A 14,446-nucleotide genomic window follows, 5' to 3' on the forward strand; every position below is an offset into this window, starting at 1 on the left:
GGGCCGGGTCGTCCAGGTCGACGTGCGACTGCGGGGCGCCGTCGATCAGCAACGACCAGGCCCGCGCCCTGTCGGGGTCGGGTATGAGTTCCGCGAGGCCGCCCTCGACGGCCTCCACCACGGCTTCGGCGGCCGCCCCGCGCCGGTTGTCCCTGGACCTGCCCATCGGCCCATTCTCGCAGGTGGCCCGGGCGCATGCCGCACGGCGCCGGTCAGCGGCAGCTGTCGGCGGCCTCGATCAGACGGGCCGCCTCGCCGAGTGCCCGGCGCAGGGTGGCCGGGTCGGTGGCGAGGTCGGCCTCACCGGGCGGCAGCAGCCAGTCGGAGCCCTGCACCGGCGGCTCCGGGTTCAGCCGGAGGCCGCGCCCGGCGGTGCGGACGCAGGTGCTGCCCGGCACGTCCCAGTGGCCGGCCGTGCCGGGCGGGACGAGGAAGCCGAGCGTGTCGCGGCCGTCGTCGTGCAGCACCGGGCCGACGCCCTCGGCGGCCGCACGGCGCAGGATGTCGACGGCCTCCAGGCCTTGGCGGGTCGGCACCGTGACGAGGTCGCACGCCGCGTCGCCGGGCGGCCGCGACCACGACGGCACCAGACACGGATCGTTGTCGGGACGGGTCTCCATGCCGGCCTCCAGCACGCTGCCTGTTGCGGTCCGTGACGTACAACGCGGGACGGCGTCAAGGGCTACGGCACAAGTGCGCCGCAAAGGATGGCAGTTCATGGCAGATCGTGGATGAGATATCCGTTTTGTAGCCAAACACTGCGTGTCGGGCCGGACACAGCCTGTACGTTCTTGCCCCGCCGGACCCACGGTGTCACACGGGTGACCACACCCGTGGAGGCTGCCGTTCCGGCAGGGTTCGACGGTTCGCACGAGAGGACCGGCCATGGCGTCGTCAACCGATACCCCGGCGCAGCCCGACCGGCCGCCCCGCCCCAACACCGCCTTCCGGCAGGTGCGCGGCCGCCGTTCCCCCGCGGAGTTCGCCGCCCTGGTGCGGCGCGCGGCGCGGGAGATCGGCGAGCGGGTGAGCTGCGACGCGCGCTACGTCGGGAGAGTCGAGGCGGGTGAGATCCGCTGTCCCAACTACGCGTACGAGCGGGTGTTCCTGCACATGTTCCCCGGCCGCACCCTCGCCGACCTCGGCTTCGCGCCCCGCTCGGCCGTGCGCGGGCGCGGCGCGCGCCCGGCCGCGCCACCGAACGCCGTCCCGGTCGCCGGGTACGAGCATCCTTACGACCCCCTGAACCACGAGGAGAGCGACGTGCTGCGTCGCGCATTCATGACCGGTACGGGTGCCACGGTGGCGGCCGCCGCCGCGCTGGGCCCGCTGGGCATCGCCACGGACGCCTCGGCCGCCGCGCGGCGGCCGGGCACCTCGGAGGCGGCCGCCGTCGAGGAGGCCGTCCGGCGCATCCGGCTGCTGGACGACAAGCACGGCGCGGACGGCCTCTACCGGCGCGCCGCGGAGCCGCTGCGCGCCGCCTACGCCCTGCTGGACGCGGGCGCGACCCGGCAGACCACCGCCGAGCGGCTGCACTCGGGCGCCGGTGAACTCGCCATCTCGGTGGGCTGGCTGGCCCATGACTCGGGCCGCTTCGACGACGCCCGCTCGCACTACGCGGAGGCGCTGGCCACCGCCCGGATGACCGGGGACGCCGGTCTGGAGGCACACGCCTTCTGCAACACGGCCTTCCTCGCACGGGACGCCGGGCGCCCCCGTGAGGCGGTCCGGGCCGCGCAGGCCGCGCAGCGGGCCGCCCGTCCGCTGGGCTCGCCCCGGCTGATGTCCCTGCTGGCGCTGCGCGAGGCGGGCGGCTGGGCGGGGCTGGCCGACCGCACCGCCTGCGAACAGGCGCTCGTACGGGCGCAGGCGCTGTTCGGGCGCGGTACGTGCGAGGCCGACCCGGAGTGGATGAGCTTCTACGGCGAGGCCGAGCTGGCCGGTCTGGAGGCGCAGTGCTGGTCGACGCTGGGCGACTGGCGCCGGGCGACCCGGCACGCCCGCCGCGCGGCCCGCCTCCAGGACCCGCACTTCTCCCGCAACATCGCGCTGTACACCGCCGAACTCGCCGACGACCTGGCCCGCGACGGCCACCCCGACGAGGCGGCCGGCGCCGGTCTGCGCGTGCTGGACCTGCTCGCCCAGGTCCAGTCCTCCCGCATCCACACCATGCTGGCGGGCACCGCGCGGGTGTTGCTGCCCCACCGTCGCGCCACCGGAGTGGCGGACTTCCTGGACCGTCACGCGTCGCTGCCGCGGCCCCGGCGGGGATAGAGAGAGCGCGCCTCCCCAGGGTCCCTTCCCTAGCCGACCAGATGGCCCGTGTCGTTCCAGCTCTCGATCGCCGGCTCGCCGTATGCCCAGCCGAGGGTGGACAGGGAGGTGGGGTTGAGGCGGAGACGGGCGGCGAAGTCGATGGGGAGGCCGAGCCAGCGGGCGCCGATGGAGCGCAGGATGTGCCCGTGGGCGAAGATCAGGACGTCGCGGTCGGCGGAGCGGGCCCACTGGACGACCTCGTCCGCGCGGGCGGTGACCTCCGCGAGGGTCTCGCCCTCGGGGACTCCGTCGCGCCAGATCAGCCAGCCGGGCCGGACGTCCTGGATCTCGGCCGGGGTCATGCCCTCGTAGGCGCCGTAGTCCCACTCCATGAGGGTCTCCCACACCTCGGCGCGGTCCTCGAACCCGGCCAGCTCGCAGGTCTCGTGCGCGCGGACCAGCGGGCTGGTGCGCACCTCCACGTCCGCGAACCCGGCCGGCGGCGTGTGCCGCAGACGCTCGCCGAGCAGCTTGGCCCCGCGCCGGCCCTCCTCGAGGAGCGGCACGTCGGTCCTGCCCGTGTGCTTGCCGGACAGCGACCAGGCCGTCTGTCCGTGCCGGGCCAGCAGGATGCGCGGTGCCATGGGGAACCTTTCCGGAAGAGGGACGCCGAGTGGACGCCGGGGAAACCCGTTCGCCGGGTCCTTCCATGATGGCGTACCGCGCGCGCGGGCAACCCGGTGGGCGATACGGGCGTCTTCGAGAGCCGGAACGCCCGCGCGGACGGGCGGACCGACACCGTAAAGTGTCACGGCGCCCGCGGGGGGTGCCAGGCCAGCGCGAAGGGGGAGGGCGATCGGATGCCGCAGACCGAGGCAGCGGACACCGGGGCGGTGCCGGCCACCCGGCCGCGCTGGTGGACCGAACTGCCGCTGATCCTGCTGGTCTACGGCTGCTACACCGCCGGACGGCTCCTCGCGCGCGGGGACGTCTCCTCGGCCGTGGACCACGGTCTGGCCATCCTCGGCATCGAGAAGGCGCTGTACCTGAACGCCGAGCACCCGCTGAACCGTCTCTTCACGGCGGAGCCCTGGCTCGGGATACCGGCCGACTTCTGGTACGCCTCCCTGCACTACGTCGTCACGCCCGCGGTGCTGGTCTGGCTCTTCCGTGCCCGCGCCGAGCACTACCGGGCGGCCCGCACCTGGCTGATGACGTCCACGTTCCTAGGACTCATAGGCTTCACCCTGCTGCCCACCTGCCCGCCCCGGCTGCTCTCGCCCGGCCACGGCTTCGTGGACACCATGGCGCACTACAGCTCGTACGGCTGGTGGGGCGGCGAGGCGAGTGCCCCGCGCGGCATGGGCGGGATGACCAACCAGTACGCGGCGATGCCGAGCCTGCACGTCGGCTGGGCGCTGTTCTGCGGGGTGGTGATGTGGAAGTACGGGCGCTCCCGCTGGGCCAGGATCGCCGCGGTCGGCTATCCGCTGCTCACCGCGATCGTGGTCATGGGCACCGCCAACCACTACTTCCTGGACGCGGTCGCGGGCGCGGTCGTGATGGGCGCGGGCCTGCTCCTGGCCCCCTACGTGACGCGGGCCGCGACGGCCGCGCGGCTGCGGCTGACCGCCTGGGCGGCCCCGCTCACGGCGGCCGGAAACGCCGGTCCCGCTCCGATTGTCAGTGACGGATGCCAGACTTCCGCGGGTGAGCGAATTCCACGGCAGCGCGAGTCGCGGCTCGACCCCGCGGCCGGAACCGACGCCTCCCCCAGCGACGCGGGGGACGGCGCTGCGGCACCGGCTCGCTGAGCTGCGCGGTCCCGACGTACCGGCCAAGGCGCTGGACGCGCGCGCCCTCGCGGCGCTCGCGGCCAACCCGGGCTGCCGCAGACGCGCGATCCTCGACGGAGCCGGGGTGGACAAGGCCGCGCTCGCGGGCGCGCTGGGCGCCCCCTCGGACTACGGGCAGTCCCAGTTCGCGCTGATCCGGGGCAACACCTTCGAGGCCCGCGTGAAGGCGGACGGCGGCGCCGAGCTGCTGCGGCTCACCCACACCCTGCTGGACCCGGCCGCCGAACCGCCCGCCGGGGCGGCGGTGCCGGACCTGAGCGCGCCGGGCCCCGAGGGCCGCACCGCGCGTACGGCGCTGGCGCTGCGCGAGGCGGTCACCGCGGGCGGCTGGACGCTGCTGGACCACCCGATGCTGGCCCTGGACGTGGCGGGTTCGCCCGCCTTCCTGGAGCCGGACGCGGTGGTGGTGCACCCCGACGGCGGCTGGACGGTCGTGGAGATCAAGTCGTTCCCGATGCTGGACGGCTCGGCCGACCCGGCGAAGGTGGGCGCGGCCGCCCGGCAGGCGGCGGTGTACGTGCTGGCGCTGGAGGCGGTCGCGGCCCGGCTGAGCCCGCCGCCCGCCGTACGGCACGAGGTGCTGCTGGTCTGCCCGAAGGACTTCTCCAACCTGGCCACCGCGCGCGCGGTGGACGTACGCGCCCAGCGGGCGGTCACCGCGCGGCAGCTCGCCCGGCTGACGCGCGTGGAGACCATCGCCGAGGAGCTGCCCGAGGGCACCTGCTTCGATCCGGAGCGCCCGGCCGGTGAGCTGACGGCCGCTGTCGACGCGGTCCCCGCGACCTACGCACCCGAGTGCCTGTCCTCCTGCGAGCTGGCCTTCCACTGCCGGGAGCGGTCCCGCGCGGCGGACGCGGTGACCCGGCTGGGCCGTCCGCTCCGCGCCGAGCTGGGCTCCCTGGGCACGGTCCGGGAGGTGCTGTCGGCGGCACGCGGCGAGAGCGGCGACCCCGCCGACCCGGTGGTGGCCGCGCTGCGCCGGGCCGCCGCCCTGCGCGCCGAGGCGCTCGCCGAGGCGGCGGACCGGGAGGCCGTGCCGTGTCCCTGATCGCCACCCTGGCCCGCCTGGAGGCGGTCGCCACCGGCCGCGCCCAGCCCGCCGCGACCGTACGGCACCGTCATCTGTCCGACCGTCCGCTGGTGTTCGTCCCGCTGACCACCGCCGGTGAGACGGGCGCTCCGCTGGGCGCGCTGGTCGGCACCGACCGGGACGCGCCCCGGCTGCTGGTCGTGCCGCAGCCCCGCGACCGCGACCAGCGCTTCGCGTTCCTCGCCGAGCTGGCCGACATCGTGCTGCCGCACCTCGACTCCTGCGCCGAGGCGGTGGAGACGGCGGAGCGCACCGACACCGACCCGGAGACCGGCAAGCGCGTCAAGGTCGAGGTGGACCTCTGTGCGGACGCGCCCCAGATCGTGGTGCCGAGCCGCGCGGGTCTGGACCTCGTCCGGCTGCTGGGCCGCTCCATGCGGTTCCGGCGCACGGCCGAGCAGGAGCCGGAGACGCCGTATCCGGCTCCGCCGCGCGTGCCGTTGCTGGGCCGCTGGCTCACGCACTACGGCGAGCGGTCCCGCGTGCCGGGCTCCTCGCTGCTGCTGGCGCTGACCGACGCGCTGTCCCGGCACTGGGCCACGGGCCAGTCCATGGTGGAGGACCAGCATCTGGGCGCCCTGCTGGCCTGGATTGACCCGCCCCGGGGCGAGACCGGCGCCGAGGCGGCCGCGCGGGCGGAGCGGGCGCGGGACGCGGCGGGCCAGTTGCTGTGTCCCCCGGCGGGCCCGGCCACCGACCCGGCGTTCGACAACAAGCTGCTGGCCCCGGCCATCGAGCGGTACGACCGGGCGCACACCGCGCTGGCCGCCGCCGAGGACGCCCCGAGGGCCGAGGACCTGCTGACCGCCCTCACCGCCGCCGAGCGGGAGATCCGCGACCTGGTCGAGAGCCGCACCCGCCCGACGTGGGACGCGGTCTGGCGGGGGCTCGACCTGCTGCGGACGCTCCCCGAGGGCGGGCATGTCGAGGAGCGGTGGACGCGGGACCGCTGGTCGTTCACCGCGCACCGGGACCGGATCACCGCGGGCGAACCCCCGCAGCCGCGCCGGGACGACGCGGTGACCGCCGCCAGCAAGCTGGCCGGCCGCGAGCGCGAACAGGCCCGGCTGGAGGCGCAGGAGGCGCTCGACGACCCGCTGGTGATGGCGGCCCGGCGGCTGGCCGGGGAGGCGTTCGCGGGCGAGGTGACCGAGGTGGTCATGGCGTACGGCGAGGGCAAGCGGCCGAGCCCGCGTCCGCTGGTGACCGTGCGCACCGAGGACCGTCCGCACCTGGGCGAGCGCGCCAAGGTGTACCGCTCGCTGAACGGCAGGGCGCAGACGGCGGAGTTCGCCGGGTACGAGGGCGCGCCGGAGGACGGCGTGCTGGTGCTGCGGATCATGGACAAGATGGGCCGGGGCAAGGAGCCGGAGGCCGGTTCGGTGCCGGAGAAGGGCGACACGGTGTGCTTCACCCTCTTCGAGCACGAGCAGCGTGGCGGCGCCAAGCTGCCCGACCCGGAGCAGACCCCGTGGACGCACGGCGGGCCGCCCGGTGAGCCCGTGCCGGAGATCCCGGACGCGGTGACCGAGGAGGACGTGCTGTGACGACCGTGGACTTCGACCCCGGAGCCGCCGCCACGCGCGCCACGGACGCGATCCTCGCCGACACCCTGCACGGCACCGAGCGCGGGGTGGTGGTCGACTCCCCGCCCGGCGCCGGCAAGTCGACGCTGGTGGTCCGGGCCGCGCTGGAGCTGGCCGGGGCGGGGCGTCCGCTGATGGTGGTGGCGCAGACCAACGCCCAGGTGGACGACCTGGTGCTGCGCCTCGCCGAGAAGGACCCCGATCTGCCGGTGGGCCGCCTGCACAGCAGCGACACCGACGCCTACGACAAGGCGCTGGACGCGCTGCCGAATGTCCGTACCTCCGCCAAGGCGGGCGATCTGGGCGGGCTCCCCGTGGTGCTGTCCACGGCCGCGAAGTGGGCGCACGTCAAGGTGGACGAGCCGTGGCGGCACGCGATCGTGGACGAGGCGTACCAGATGCGCTCGGACTCGCTGCTGGCCGTGGCCGGGCTGTTCGAGCGGGCGCTGTTCGTGGGCGACCCCGGCCAGCTGGACCCGTTCTCCACGGTGGGCGGCGACCAGTGGGCGGGCCTGTCCTACGACCCCTCCGCCTCGGCGGTGACCACGCTGCTGGCACACAACCCCGGCCTCCCCCAGCACCGGCTCCCGGTGTCCTGGCGGCTGCCCGCGTCGGCGGCGCCGCTGGTGTCGGCCGCGTTCTATCCGTACACGCCGTTCCGCAGCGGGACCGGGCACGGGGAGCGGCGGCTCGCCTTCGCGGTGCCGTCGGACGGTTCGGGGCCGGACCGGGTGATCGACGAGGCGGCGGAGTCCGGCTGGGGTCTGCTGGAGCTGCCGGCCCGGCACACCCCGCGCACCGACCCGGAGGCGGTGCGGGCGGTGGCCGTGGTGGTGCGGCGGCTGCTGGACCGAGGGGGCGCGGCCCTGTCCGAGCGCGCGGAGACACCGACGCCGCTGACCGCCGACCGGGTCGCCGTGGGCACCGCCCACCGGGACCAGGCGGCCGCGGTGCGCGCGGCCCTGGCCGAGCTGGGCGTGGTGGGCGTCACCGTGGACACCGCGAACCGGCTCCAGGGCCGGGAGTACGACGTCACGGTGGTCCTGCACCCGCTCTCCGGCCGCCCGGACGCCACCGCCTTCCACCTGGAGACCGGCCGGCTCTGCGTCCTCGCCTCCCGCCACCGGCACGCCTGCATCGTGGTCTGCCGCGCGGGCGTGAGCGACCTGCTGGACGAGTACCCGTCCACGGAACCGGTCCAGCTCGGCACCCTGGTGAAGTTCCCGGACGGGTGGGAGGCGAATCACGCCGTTCTGGCCCACCTGGCCGAACACCGGGTGCCGTACCAGCCGTGAAACGGCGCTCCTGACCGTAGGTGCGGGTCTGGCCCCGGGGCGGTCTTGCGTGGGCGCGGGACAATGGACGGTGGTCCGGCCGCAGGCGGGACCGAGTGCAGCGAACGTACGAGGAGGAGATGAAGACATGGCGGAGCCCTCGCCGCGTCGGAACGAACCGCGGCTACGCCCCGCGCCCCTGCTCTTCGAGCCCGCGGAGGCGGCCGCCGACCCGGAGCATTTCTTCGACCTGGAGTCGATCGACGACCCGCGCGCCCTGCTGACGCGGGCCACCGACCTGACGCAGGCGTTCCGCGCGGCGGCCGACCGGGCGATGGAGTTCCAGGCGGTGGCGGCGGCCCAGCTCGCCGATCCGCGCCGGTTCGACCGGCTCACGGCGGCGGACATCGCCGAGCGGGCGGAGTGGACCGAGGACTATGCCAGGAAGATGGTGGAGTTCGGCCGGGACCTGATGCGGGGCGCCGACCCCGAGGGTCGCCGCGCGGTCGACCCGCACTAGGGGGCTGCCCGCGCATCTGGCATATGCCAGGTGGGCAAGATACCCCCTCCCGCCCCCCGGTGTCCCCATTTTCCGCAACCCAGGGAAACCGTCCGCTCACCGGCGGTACACCTGGGTGCATGACCAGCGCACCGGACGTCACCGCAGCCACCGCCGAGGGAGCCGCCTGGCTCGCCTCCGCCGGAACGTACCCGCGTAGCACGCTCGCCTTCTGGGAGGAGCGGCCCGACGCCCCCGTCGTGCTGCCCTGCGGCACGGTCTTCGACGTGGTGAGCGCACCCTCGGTCTTCGGGCGCCGGATGCTGGACCGGCTGTGGGGTGCGGAGGGTCCGGGCTGCGGCCCGGTCGCGGTGCACCGGGGCCGGACCCTGCTGTTCGCGGCGCCGGGCACCGCCCACCGGCTGCCCTCCCTGCTGGCCTGGGAGGAGTGGGGCCCGCGCACCCACGCCGTACCGCCGCTGCTCTGTCACGGCACCGGCGACGCGGTGACCGTCCCGGCGCTGGAGGGCGACGCCGGCCCCGCCGCGGCGGGGTCCCGCTGGCTGGTCGCCCCGGACACCCGGCACCCCTGGCTCCCCGGCCCGGAGGTGGTGCTCTGGGCGGCGGTGCGCGCGGCCCGGGTATCGATTTTTCCTCCCGCCGACCAGGGTGCTAATGTCTACGACGTCAGCAGGCGCCGCTAGCTCAGTTGGTTAGAGCAGCTGACTCTTAATCAGCGGGTCCGGGGTTCGAGTCCCTGGCGGCGCACAGACACCAAGCAGGCCCCCCGTGCGAACGGGGGGCCTGCTTGCGTTTCCGTTCACCGCAATGAACGGTTTTGACCGGTAAACAACAGGTTTCGCATCTTGCGATCATGCTCGTCGACGTAGAACCCTGTTGTCCACGATGCCGTGGAAACACGGCAGTTGGGGGGAAGTACCGGTCGCGCACCGCGCCCAGGGGGGCCATCTCGCGCCGCGACCGGAGCATCGCCGTTCCCTGCCCTGCTCACGGTGAGTCAGGGCGTGGTCACGGTCGCATGCCATGAAGTCGCCCGCGTCGGCCTGGGGAGGTCCGTCGCGGGCGGAAGGACTGACGAAACACGCGCCGATCCGCGCGTGTGGGGGGATGACTCATGACGGACGATCCGTCACGCACCACCAGACCCGGAGCCGTCGCGCACCGGCCCGGCCGGGCCGCGAGGAGCCGGCCGCGATACGACTACGAGCACTACAGCCGGCTCGCCGGCCCGCTCACCGAGCCACCCGTCGACCGGCCGTACACCGTGCGCTACCGCTCGCTGCTCTCTCAGGAGCCGCACCGGATGCGGGCCGCGCTCATGCTGGGGGCTGCCCCGCTGCTCTCGCTCGTCCTGCTGGGCTGGCTGCTCCGGCCGGAGCACTGGACCGAGCGCGACTACCCGGCCTACGGCTTCCTGCCGGCGCTGGACACCCTGATGCTGGTCTCGATCGGCCTGATCGAGCTCTTCCGGTGTCTGAACGTGCTGTCCAACGCGCACGCCACCCTCGTCGCCCGCGACCCGGTGCCGGTGGTGCCCGAGGCCGGGACCCGGGTGGCCTTCCTGACCTCCTTCGTGCCCGGCAAGGAGCCGCTGGAGATGGTCACCCGGACCCTTCAGGCCGCCGTCCGGCTGCGGCACCGGGGCCTGCTCCACGTCTGGCTGCTGGACGAGGGCGACGACCCGGCCGTCAAGGAGGTCTGCGCCCGGCTCGGCGTCCGCCACTTCAGCCGCAAGGGCGTGGCGAAGTGGAACCGGCCCTCGGGCCCGCACCGCGCGAAGACCAAGCACGGCAACTACAACGCCTGGCTGGACGCGCACGGCGACGCCTACGACTTCTTCGCCTCCGTCGACACCGACCACGTCCCGCTCCCCAACTACCTGGAGCGGATGCTGGGCTACTTCCGCGATCCGGACGTCGGCTTCGTCATCGGCCCGCAGGTGTACGGCAACTACGACACGTTCGTCACCAAGGCCGCCGAGTCGCAGCAGTTCCTCTTCCACGCCCTGATCCAGCGCGCCGGGAACCGCTACGGCGCCCCGATGTTCGTCGGCACCTCCAACGCGGTGCGGATCGGCGCGCTCAAGCAGATCGGCGGGCTCTACGACTCGATCACCGAGGACATGGCGACCGGCTTCGAGATGCACCGGGCGACCAACCCGGCCACCGGCCGCAAGTGGCGGTCGGTCTACACCCCGGACGTGCTCGCGGTGGGCGAGGGACCGAACGCCTGGACCGACTTCTTCACCCAGCAGCTCCGCTGGTCGCGGGGGACGTACGAGACGATCCTCAAGCAGTACTGGAAGGGCTTCGCCACCCTGCCGCCGGGCAAGCTCCTCAACTACACGATGATGATCGTGTTCTACCCGATGTCCGCCCTCAACTGGATTCTCGCCGCCCTGAGTTGCGCGCTCTTCCTGGGCCTGGGCGCCTCGGGCGTGAACATCGACCCGACCGTCTGGCTGATGCTGTACGGCAACGCCTCCGCGCTCCAGATCGGCCTGTACCTCTGGAACAGGCGGCACAACGTCTCCCCGCACGAGCCGGAGGGGTCCGGCGGGATCGCGGGCATGATGATGTCGGCGCTCTCCGCGCCGGTGTACGCCCGCTCGCTGCTGGACGCGGTACTGCGCCGCAGGAGCGGCTTCGTGGTGACCCCCAAGGGCGACTCGGCCAGCCCGGACACGCTGTTCGGGACGTTCCGCATCCACTGGTTCTTCGTCGCGGTCTTCGCGGGCTCGCTGACCGCGGGCTTCGCGCTGGACCACGCCCACCCGGCGATGATCACCTGGGCGGTCTTCGCCCTGCTGATCACGGCGTCGCCGATCCTCGTGTGGGGGTGGTCGCTGCGGGGTGAGCGGGTGCCGGGCGCGGCCGCCGAGCCGGTGCCGGAACCGCTGCCCGCGCCGCGTGTCCCGGCGCAGCGTACGGCCCGTGAGAGCGAGCAGACCCTGCGGATCGCCGTCGGCGGGCTGGGGGGACGTGACGAATGAGGGACCTCACCGGCCGCCGCCGCGCCCGCCGACTGGGGACGGGCGCCGTGGTGGTCCTCGCGCTGGCCGGGATGAACGGCCCCTGGCTCTACCGCTTCGGCACCGAGCGGTACCACCAGTACGTGATCGACAAGCCGGAGTACAAGGCCGCCAACGGCCACTGGGAGATCGTGGAGTTCCCCGAGGAGTACCGCCAGGACACCATCCACGCGGCGCTGCTGCGGACCGGCAAGGTGCTGCTGGTGGCGGGGTCGGGCAACAAGCAGGAGAACTTCGACGCCAAGAAGTTCGACACCCGGCTCTGGGACCCGGTCAGGGGCACGGTCAAGAAGATCCCCACGCCCAAGGACCTCTTCTGCACCGGCCACACCCAGCTCGCCGACGGCCGTCTGCTGATCGCGGGCGGCACCAAGCGGTACGAGAAGCTCAAGGGCGATGTGACCAAGGCCGGCGGCCTGATGATCGTCCACAACGAGAACCCGGACCGCCCCGTCACGCTGCCCGCCGGCACCCGGTTCACCGGGCGGAGCAACGGCCGCACCTTCGTCTCCAAGGACCCGGTCCTGGTCCCGCGCGCGAAGAAGGTCTTCGACCGCGCCGGCCGCTTCCTGCGCAACGACCCCGGCCTCGGCCGGATCTACGTCGAGGCCCAGCGCAGCGGCACGAGGTACGAGACCGGCACCCAGGACAACTACCGGGTGCGCGGGCTCACCGGCGCCGAGGCGCGCAACACGTACGGCATCGCGCAGAAGCTCGCGCTCGACAAGAAGGACTTCCAGGGCATCCGCGACGCCTTCGAGTTCGACCCGGTGGCCGAGCGGTACATCAAGGTCGACCCGATGAACGAGGCCCGCTGGTACCCGACGCTCACCACGCTGTCGGACGGCAAGGTCCTCAGCGTCTCCGGGCTGGACGACATCGGGCAGTTGGTGCCGGGCAAGAACGAGGTGTTCGACCCGGCGACGAAGAAGTGGGCGTACACGCCGAGGGCCCGGCAGTTCCCGACCTACCCGGCGCTGTTCCTGATGCGGAACGGCAAGGTCTTCTACTCGGGCTCCAACGCGGGGTACGGACCCGACGACGTGGGCCGGAAGCCGGGCGTCTGGGACGTGGGCACGAACCGGTTCACCGAGCTGCCGGGGATGAGCGATCCCGACCGGCTGGAGACCTCGGGCACCGTGCTGTTGCCTCCGGCGCAGGACGAGCGGTATCTGGTGATCGGCGGGGGCGGGGTCGGGGAGTCCAAGCTGGCCAGCAGGAAGACCCGGCTGATCGACCTCAGGGCACCCGCACCGCGGTTCGTGGACGGGCCCTCGCTGGCGAAGGGGACCCGGTATCCGCAGGTCTCGGTGCTGCCCGACGACACCGTGCTGGTGTCGGGGGGTTCGGAGGACTACCGGGGGCGGGGTGACTCCGACATCCGCCAGGCGCGGATCTACCACCCGGACAGCCGCCGTTTCACTCGGGTCGCCGATCCGCTGGTGGGACGGAACTACCACTCCGGGTCCGTCCTGCTGCCGGACGGGCGGGTCATGTTCTTCGGCTCCGACCCGCTGTACGGGGACCGGGCGAACACCCGGCCGGGGAGCTTCGAGCAGCGGATCGAGATCTATACGCCGCCCTATCTGTACCGGGGGTCGCGGCCTTCGCTGGGCGCGGGGCCGGAGCGGATCGTGCGGGGCGGGTCGGGGACGTTCGTCTCCCCGCACGCTTCGACCATTCGGAAGGTGCGGTTGATCCGGCCGAGTGCGGCCACGCATGTGACGGATGTGGATCAGCGGTCCATCGCGCTGGGGTTCAGCGTGGCCGGGGACCGGGTGACGGTACGGGTGCCGGCCAACCGGAATCTGGTGCAGGCGGGGTGGTACATGCTGTTCGCGGCCGACGACCAGGGGACGCCTTCCAGGGCCCGCTGGGTGCGGGTCCCCTAGTCCTCTAGTCCTCGGTCAGCTTCAGGGCGTACTCCGGCCACCAGGCCCCCGCCTTCGGGCCTCCTCTGCATTCGCCGTCCGACTCTCCCGGGCGTTTGATCCAGAGGTAGGCGTCGACCAGGGGGTCCGCCGTCCTGGTGGTCGGGGGGTCGCCCAGGGCCCGGCCCGGTGGGTTGCACCAGCGCTCCCCGGGCGCGCCCCGGGTGTAGGGGCCGTTGCCGTTGCGGCTGGTGTCGATGACGAAGTGTTTGCCGCCCACCTTGGCCGAGAGGCGCTTGCCGTAGGTGACGGAGTCCGCGGTGGAGTAGAAGTTGGAGACGTTGACGGCGAACCCGTCGGCGTTCTCCACTCCCGCCGACTTCAGCGGAGCGTGGATCTGGTCGGGGTGTCCCCAGCCCGCGTTGCCCGCGTCCAGGTAGACCCTGGTGTGCTTCAGGGCCGCGAGTGCGGTCACCGCGCCCCGCAGGAGGTCATAGCGCTCCTCCTGGAACTTCTTCGGGGTGCACCCGTCCACCAGGTGGAGCAGGGCGTCCGGTTCGAGGACGACGGTGGCGGCGCGGTCGCCGATGCCCCGTGCCACCCCGTCGATCCAGGCCCGGTACGCGGCTCCGTCGGCCGCGCCCCCTCGCGAGTACTGGCCGCAGTCGCGGTGCGGGATGTTGTAGAGGACCAGCAGGGCGGTACGGCCGGACTTGGCGGCGGCCTCCGTGTACCCGCGCGCCTCCCCCTCCGGGTTCTCCGGGCCGAGCCACTCCCCCACGGGCTGCTCGGCGATCCGCCGTATCCGCGCTGCCTCGGCCCTCCGGCCGGCCTTCTCGTAGGCGGCGACCTGGCGGGCGGCGTTGCCGTCGGGGTTGACCCAGTAGGGGTTCCCCGGCCCCCGGTTACCGGCCGGCGTTCCCCCGGCGCCGTCCCCCGACCCGCACCCGGCCGTCAGC

The 14,446-nt window shown here is 73.6% G+C and carries 12 protein-coding genes, 1 tRNA gene and 1 pseudogene; 10 read left to right on the plus strand and 4 right to left on the minus strand.

Annotated features, from left to right (window positions below; translation table 11 throughout):
• Together CCN33_RS32830 and CCN33_RS08410 are read right to left on the minus strand one after the other, a co-directional pair.
• Nucleotides 1-166 (minus strand): annotated as a pseudogene (locus CCN33_RS32830) (spermine synthase); the annotation flags it as partial.
• Nucleotides 167-212: 46 nt separating this feature from the next.
• A complete protein-coding gene (locus CCN33_RS08410; protein ID WP_107483912.1) occupies nucleotides 213-620 on the minus strand; it encodes a hypothetical protein in 408 nt (135 codons plus the stop codon).
• 265 nt (nucleotides 621-885) lie between these two features.
• Here CCN33_RS08410 and CCN33_RS08415 point away from each other — a divergent pair, with 265 nt between their 5' ends.
• Nucleotides 886-2,277, plus strand: a complete 1,392-nt coding sequence (locus tag CCN33_RS08415; protein ID WP_086692781.1) for an NsdA family TPR-like regulatory protein — start codon at nucleotides 886-888, stop codon at nucleotides 2,275-2,277.
• A 29-nt stretch (nucleotides 2,278-2,306) separates the two neighbouring features.
• Here the strand turns inward: CCN33_RS08415 and CCN33_RS08420 are convergent, their stop codons facing one another.
• Nucleotides 2,307-2,903 (minus strand): histidine phosphatase family protein, encoded by a 597-nt coding sequence (locus CCN33_RS08420; RefSeq protein WP_086692782.1) that lies wholly within the window; start codon nucleotides 2,901-2,903, stop codon nucleotides 2,307-2,309.
• Nucleotides 2,904-3,119: 216 nt separating this feature from the next.
• Between CCN33_RS08420 and CCN33_RS08425 the strand changes: the two genes are divergently transcribed.
• The 9 genes from CCN33_RS08425 (at nucleotide 3,120) to glxA (ending at nucleotide 13,508) form a co-directional block, all read left to right on the plus strand.
• The gene (locus CCN33_RS08425) at nucleotides 3,120-4,073 is read left to right on the plus strand and encodes a phosphatase PAP2 family protein (RefSeq protein ID WP_086692784.1); all 954 of its coding nucleotides are present in this window, start codon (nucleotides 3,120-3,122) and stop codon (nucleotides 4,071-4,073) included.
• Nucleotides 3,970-5,163, plus strand: coding sequence for a hypothetical protein (locus CCN33_RS08430; RefSeq protein ID WP_392228884.1), 1,194 nt, complete (start codon nucleotides 3,970-3,972; stop codon nucleotides 5,161-5,163). The genes CCN33_RS08425 and CCN33_RS08430 overlap by 104 nt, the downstream gene beginning before the upstream one ends.
• On the plus strand, nucleotides 5,154-6,752 hold the full coding sequence (locus tag CCN33_RS08435) for a hypothetical protein (protein WP_086692786.1): 1,599 nt from the start codon (nucleotides 5,154-5,156) through the stop codon (nucleotides 6,750-6,752). The genes CCN33_RS08430 and CCN33_RS08435 overlap by 10 nt, the downstream gene beginning before the upstream one ends.
• A complete protein-coding gene (locus CCN33_RS08440) occupies nucleotides 6,749-8,086 on the plus strand; it encodes an AAA domain-containing protein (RefSeq protein ID WP_086692788.1) in 1,338 nt (445 codons plus the stop codon). The genes CCN33_RS08435 and CCN33_RS08440 overlap by 4 nt, the downstream gene beginning before the upstream one ends.
• Before the next feature lie 127 nt (nucleotides 8,087-8,213).
• Complete coding sequence (locus CCN33_RS08445) at nucleotides 8,214-8,585, plus strand: hypothetical protein (RefSeq protein WP_086692790.1); 372 nt, start codon at nucleotides 8,214-8,216, stop codon at nucleotides 8,583-8,585.
• A gap of 23 nt (nucleotides 8,586-8,608) precedes the next feature.
• Nucleotides 8,609-9,268 (plus strand): bifunctional DNA primase/polymerase, encoded by a 660-nt coding sequence (locus CCN33_RS08450; protein WP_279628154.1) that lies wholly within the window; start codon nucleotides 8,609-8,611, stop codon nucleotides 9,266-9,268.
• Nucleotides 9,259-9,332: transfer RNA gene (locus CCN33_RS08455), tRNA-Lys, on the plus strand. Before CCN33_RS08450 ends, CCN33_RS08455 begins: the two co-directional genes overlap by 10 nt.
• 367 nt (nucleotides 9,333-9,699) lie before the next feature.
• Nucleotides 9,700-11,577 carry a glycosyltransferase family 2 protein gene (locus CCN33_RS08460; RefSeq protein ID WP_086692793.1) on the plus strand — a complete coding sequence of 626 codons (1,878 nt, stop codon included), beginning with the start codon at nucleotides 9,700-9,702 and terminating at the stop codon, nucleotides 11,575-11,577.
• Nucleotides 11,574-13,508, plus strand: a complete 1,935-nt coding sequence (gene glxA / locus CCN33_RS08465) for a radical copper oxidase GlxA (protein WP_086692795.1) — start codon at nucleotides 11,574-11,576, stop codon at nucleotides 13,506-13,508. The genes CCN33_RS08460 and glxA overlap by 4 nt, the downstream gene beginning before the upstream one ends.
• A gap of 4 nt (nucleotides 13,509-13,512) precedes the next feature.
• Here the strand turns inward: glxA and CCN33_RS08470 are convergent, their stop codons facing one another.
• Nucleotides 13,513-14,445 (minus strand): glycoside hydrolase family 6 protein, encoded by a 933-nt coding sequence (locus CCN33_RS08470; protein ID WP_086692797.1) that lies wholly within the window; start codon nucleotides 14,443-14,445, stop codon nucleotides 13,513-13,515.
• Nucleotide 14,446 lies beyond the last annotated feature (1 nt).

It is taken from the genome of Streptomyces recifensis (genome assembly GCF_002154615.1).
Lineage (GTDB): Bacteria > Actinomycetota > Actinomycetes > Streptomycetales > Streptomycetaceae > Streptomyces > Streptomyces griseoluteus.

Excerpts from the sequence above, each read along its gene's own strand:
- CCN33_RS08445 (WP_086692790.1), top strand. The coding sequence starts at position 8,214 with ATGGCGGAGCCCTCGCCGCGTCGGAACGAACCGCGGCTACGCCCCGCG.
- CCN33_RS08460 (WP_086692793.1), top strand. The coding sequence starts at position 9,700 with ATGACGGACGATCCGTCACGCACCACCAGACCCGGAGCCGTCGCGCAC.
- CCN33_RS08450 (WP_279628154.1), top strand. The coding sequence starts at position 8,609 with ATGCCAGGTGGGCAAGATACCCCCTCCCGCCCCCCGGTGTCCCCATTT.
- CCN33_RS08425 (WP_086692784.1), top strand. The coding sequence starts at position 3,120 with ATGCCGCAGACCGAGGCAGCGGACACCGGGGCGGTGCCGGCCACCCGG.
- CCN33_RS08420 (WP_086692782.1), bottom strand. The coding sequence starts at position 2,903 with ATGGCACCGCGCATCCTGCTGGCCCGGCACGGACAGACGGCCTGGTCG.
- glxA (WP_086692795.1), top strand. The coding sequence starts at position 11,574 with ATGAGGGACCTCACCGGCCGCCGCCGCGCCCGCCGACTGGGGACGGGC.
- CCN33_RS08415 (WP_086692781.1), top strand. The coding sequence starts at position 886 with ATGGCGTCGTCAACCGATACCCCGGCGCAGCCCGACCGGCCGCCCCGC.
- CCN33_RS08410 (WP_107483912.1), bottom strand. The coding sequence starts at position 620 with ATGGAGACCCGTCCCGACAACGATCCGTGTCTGGTGCCGTCGTGGTCG.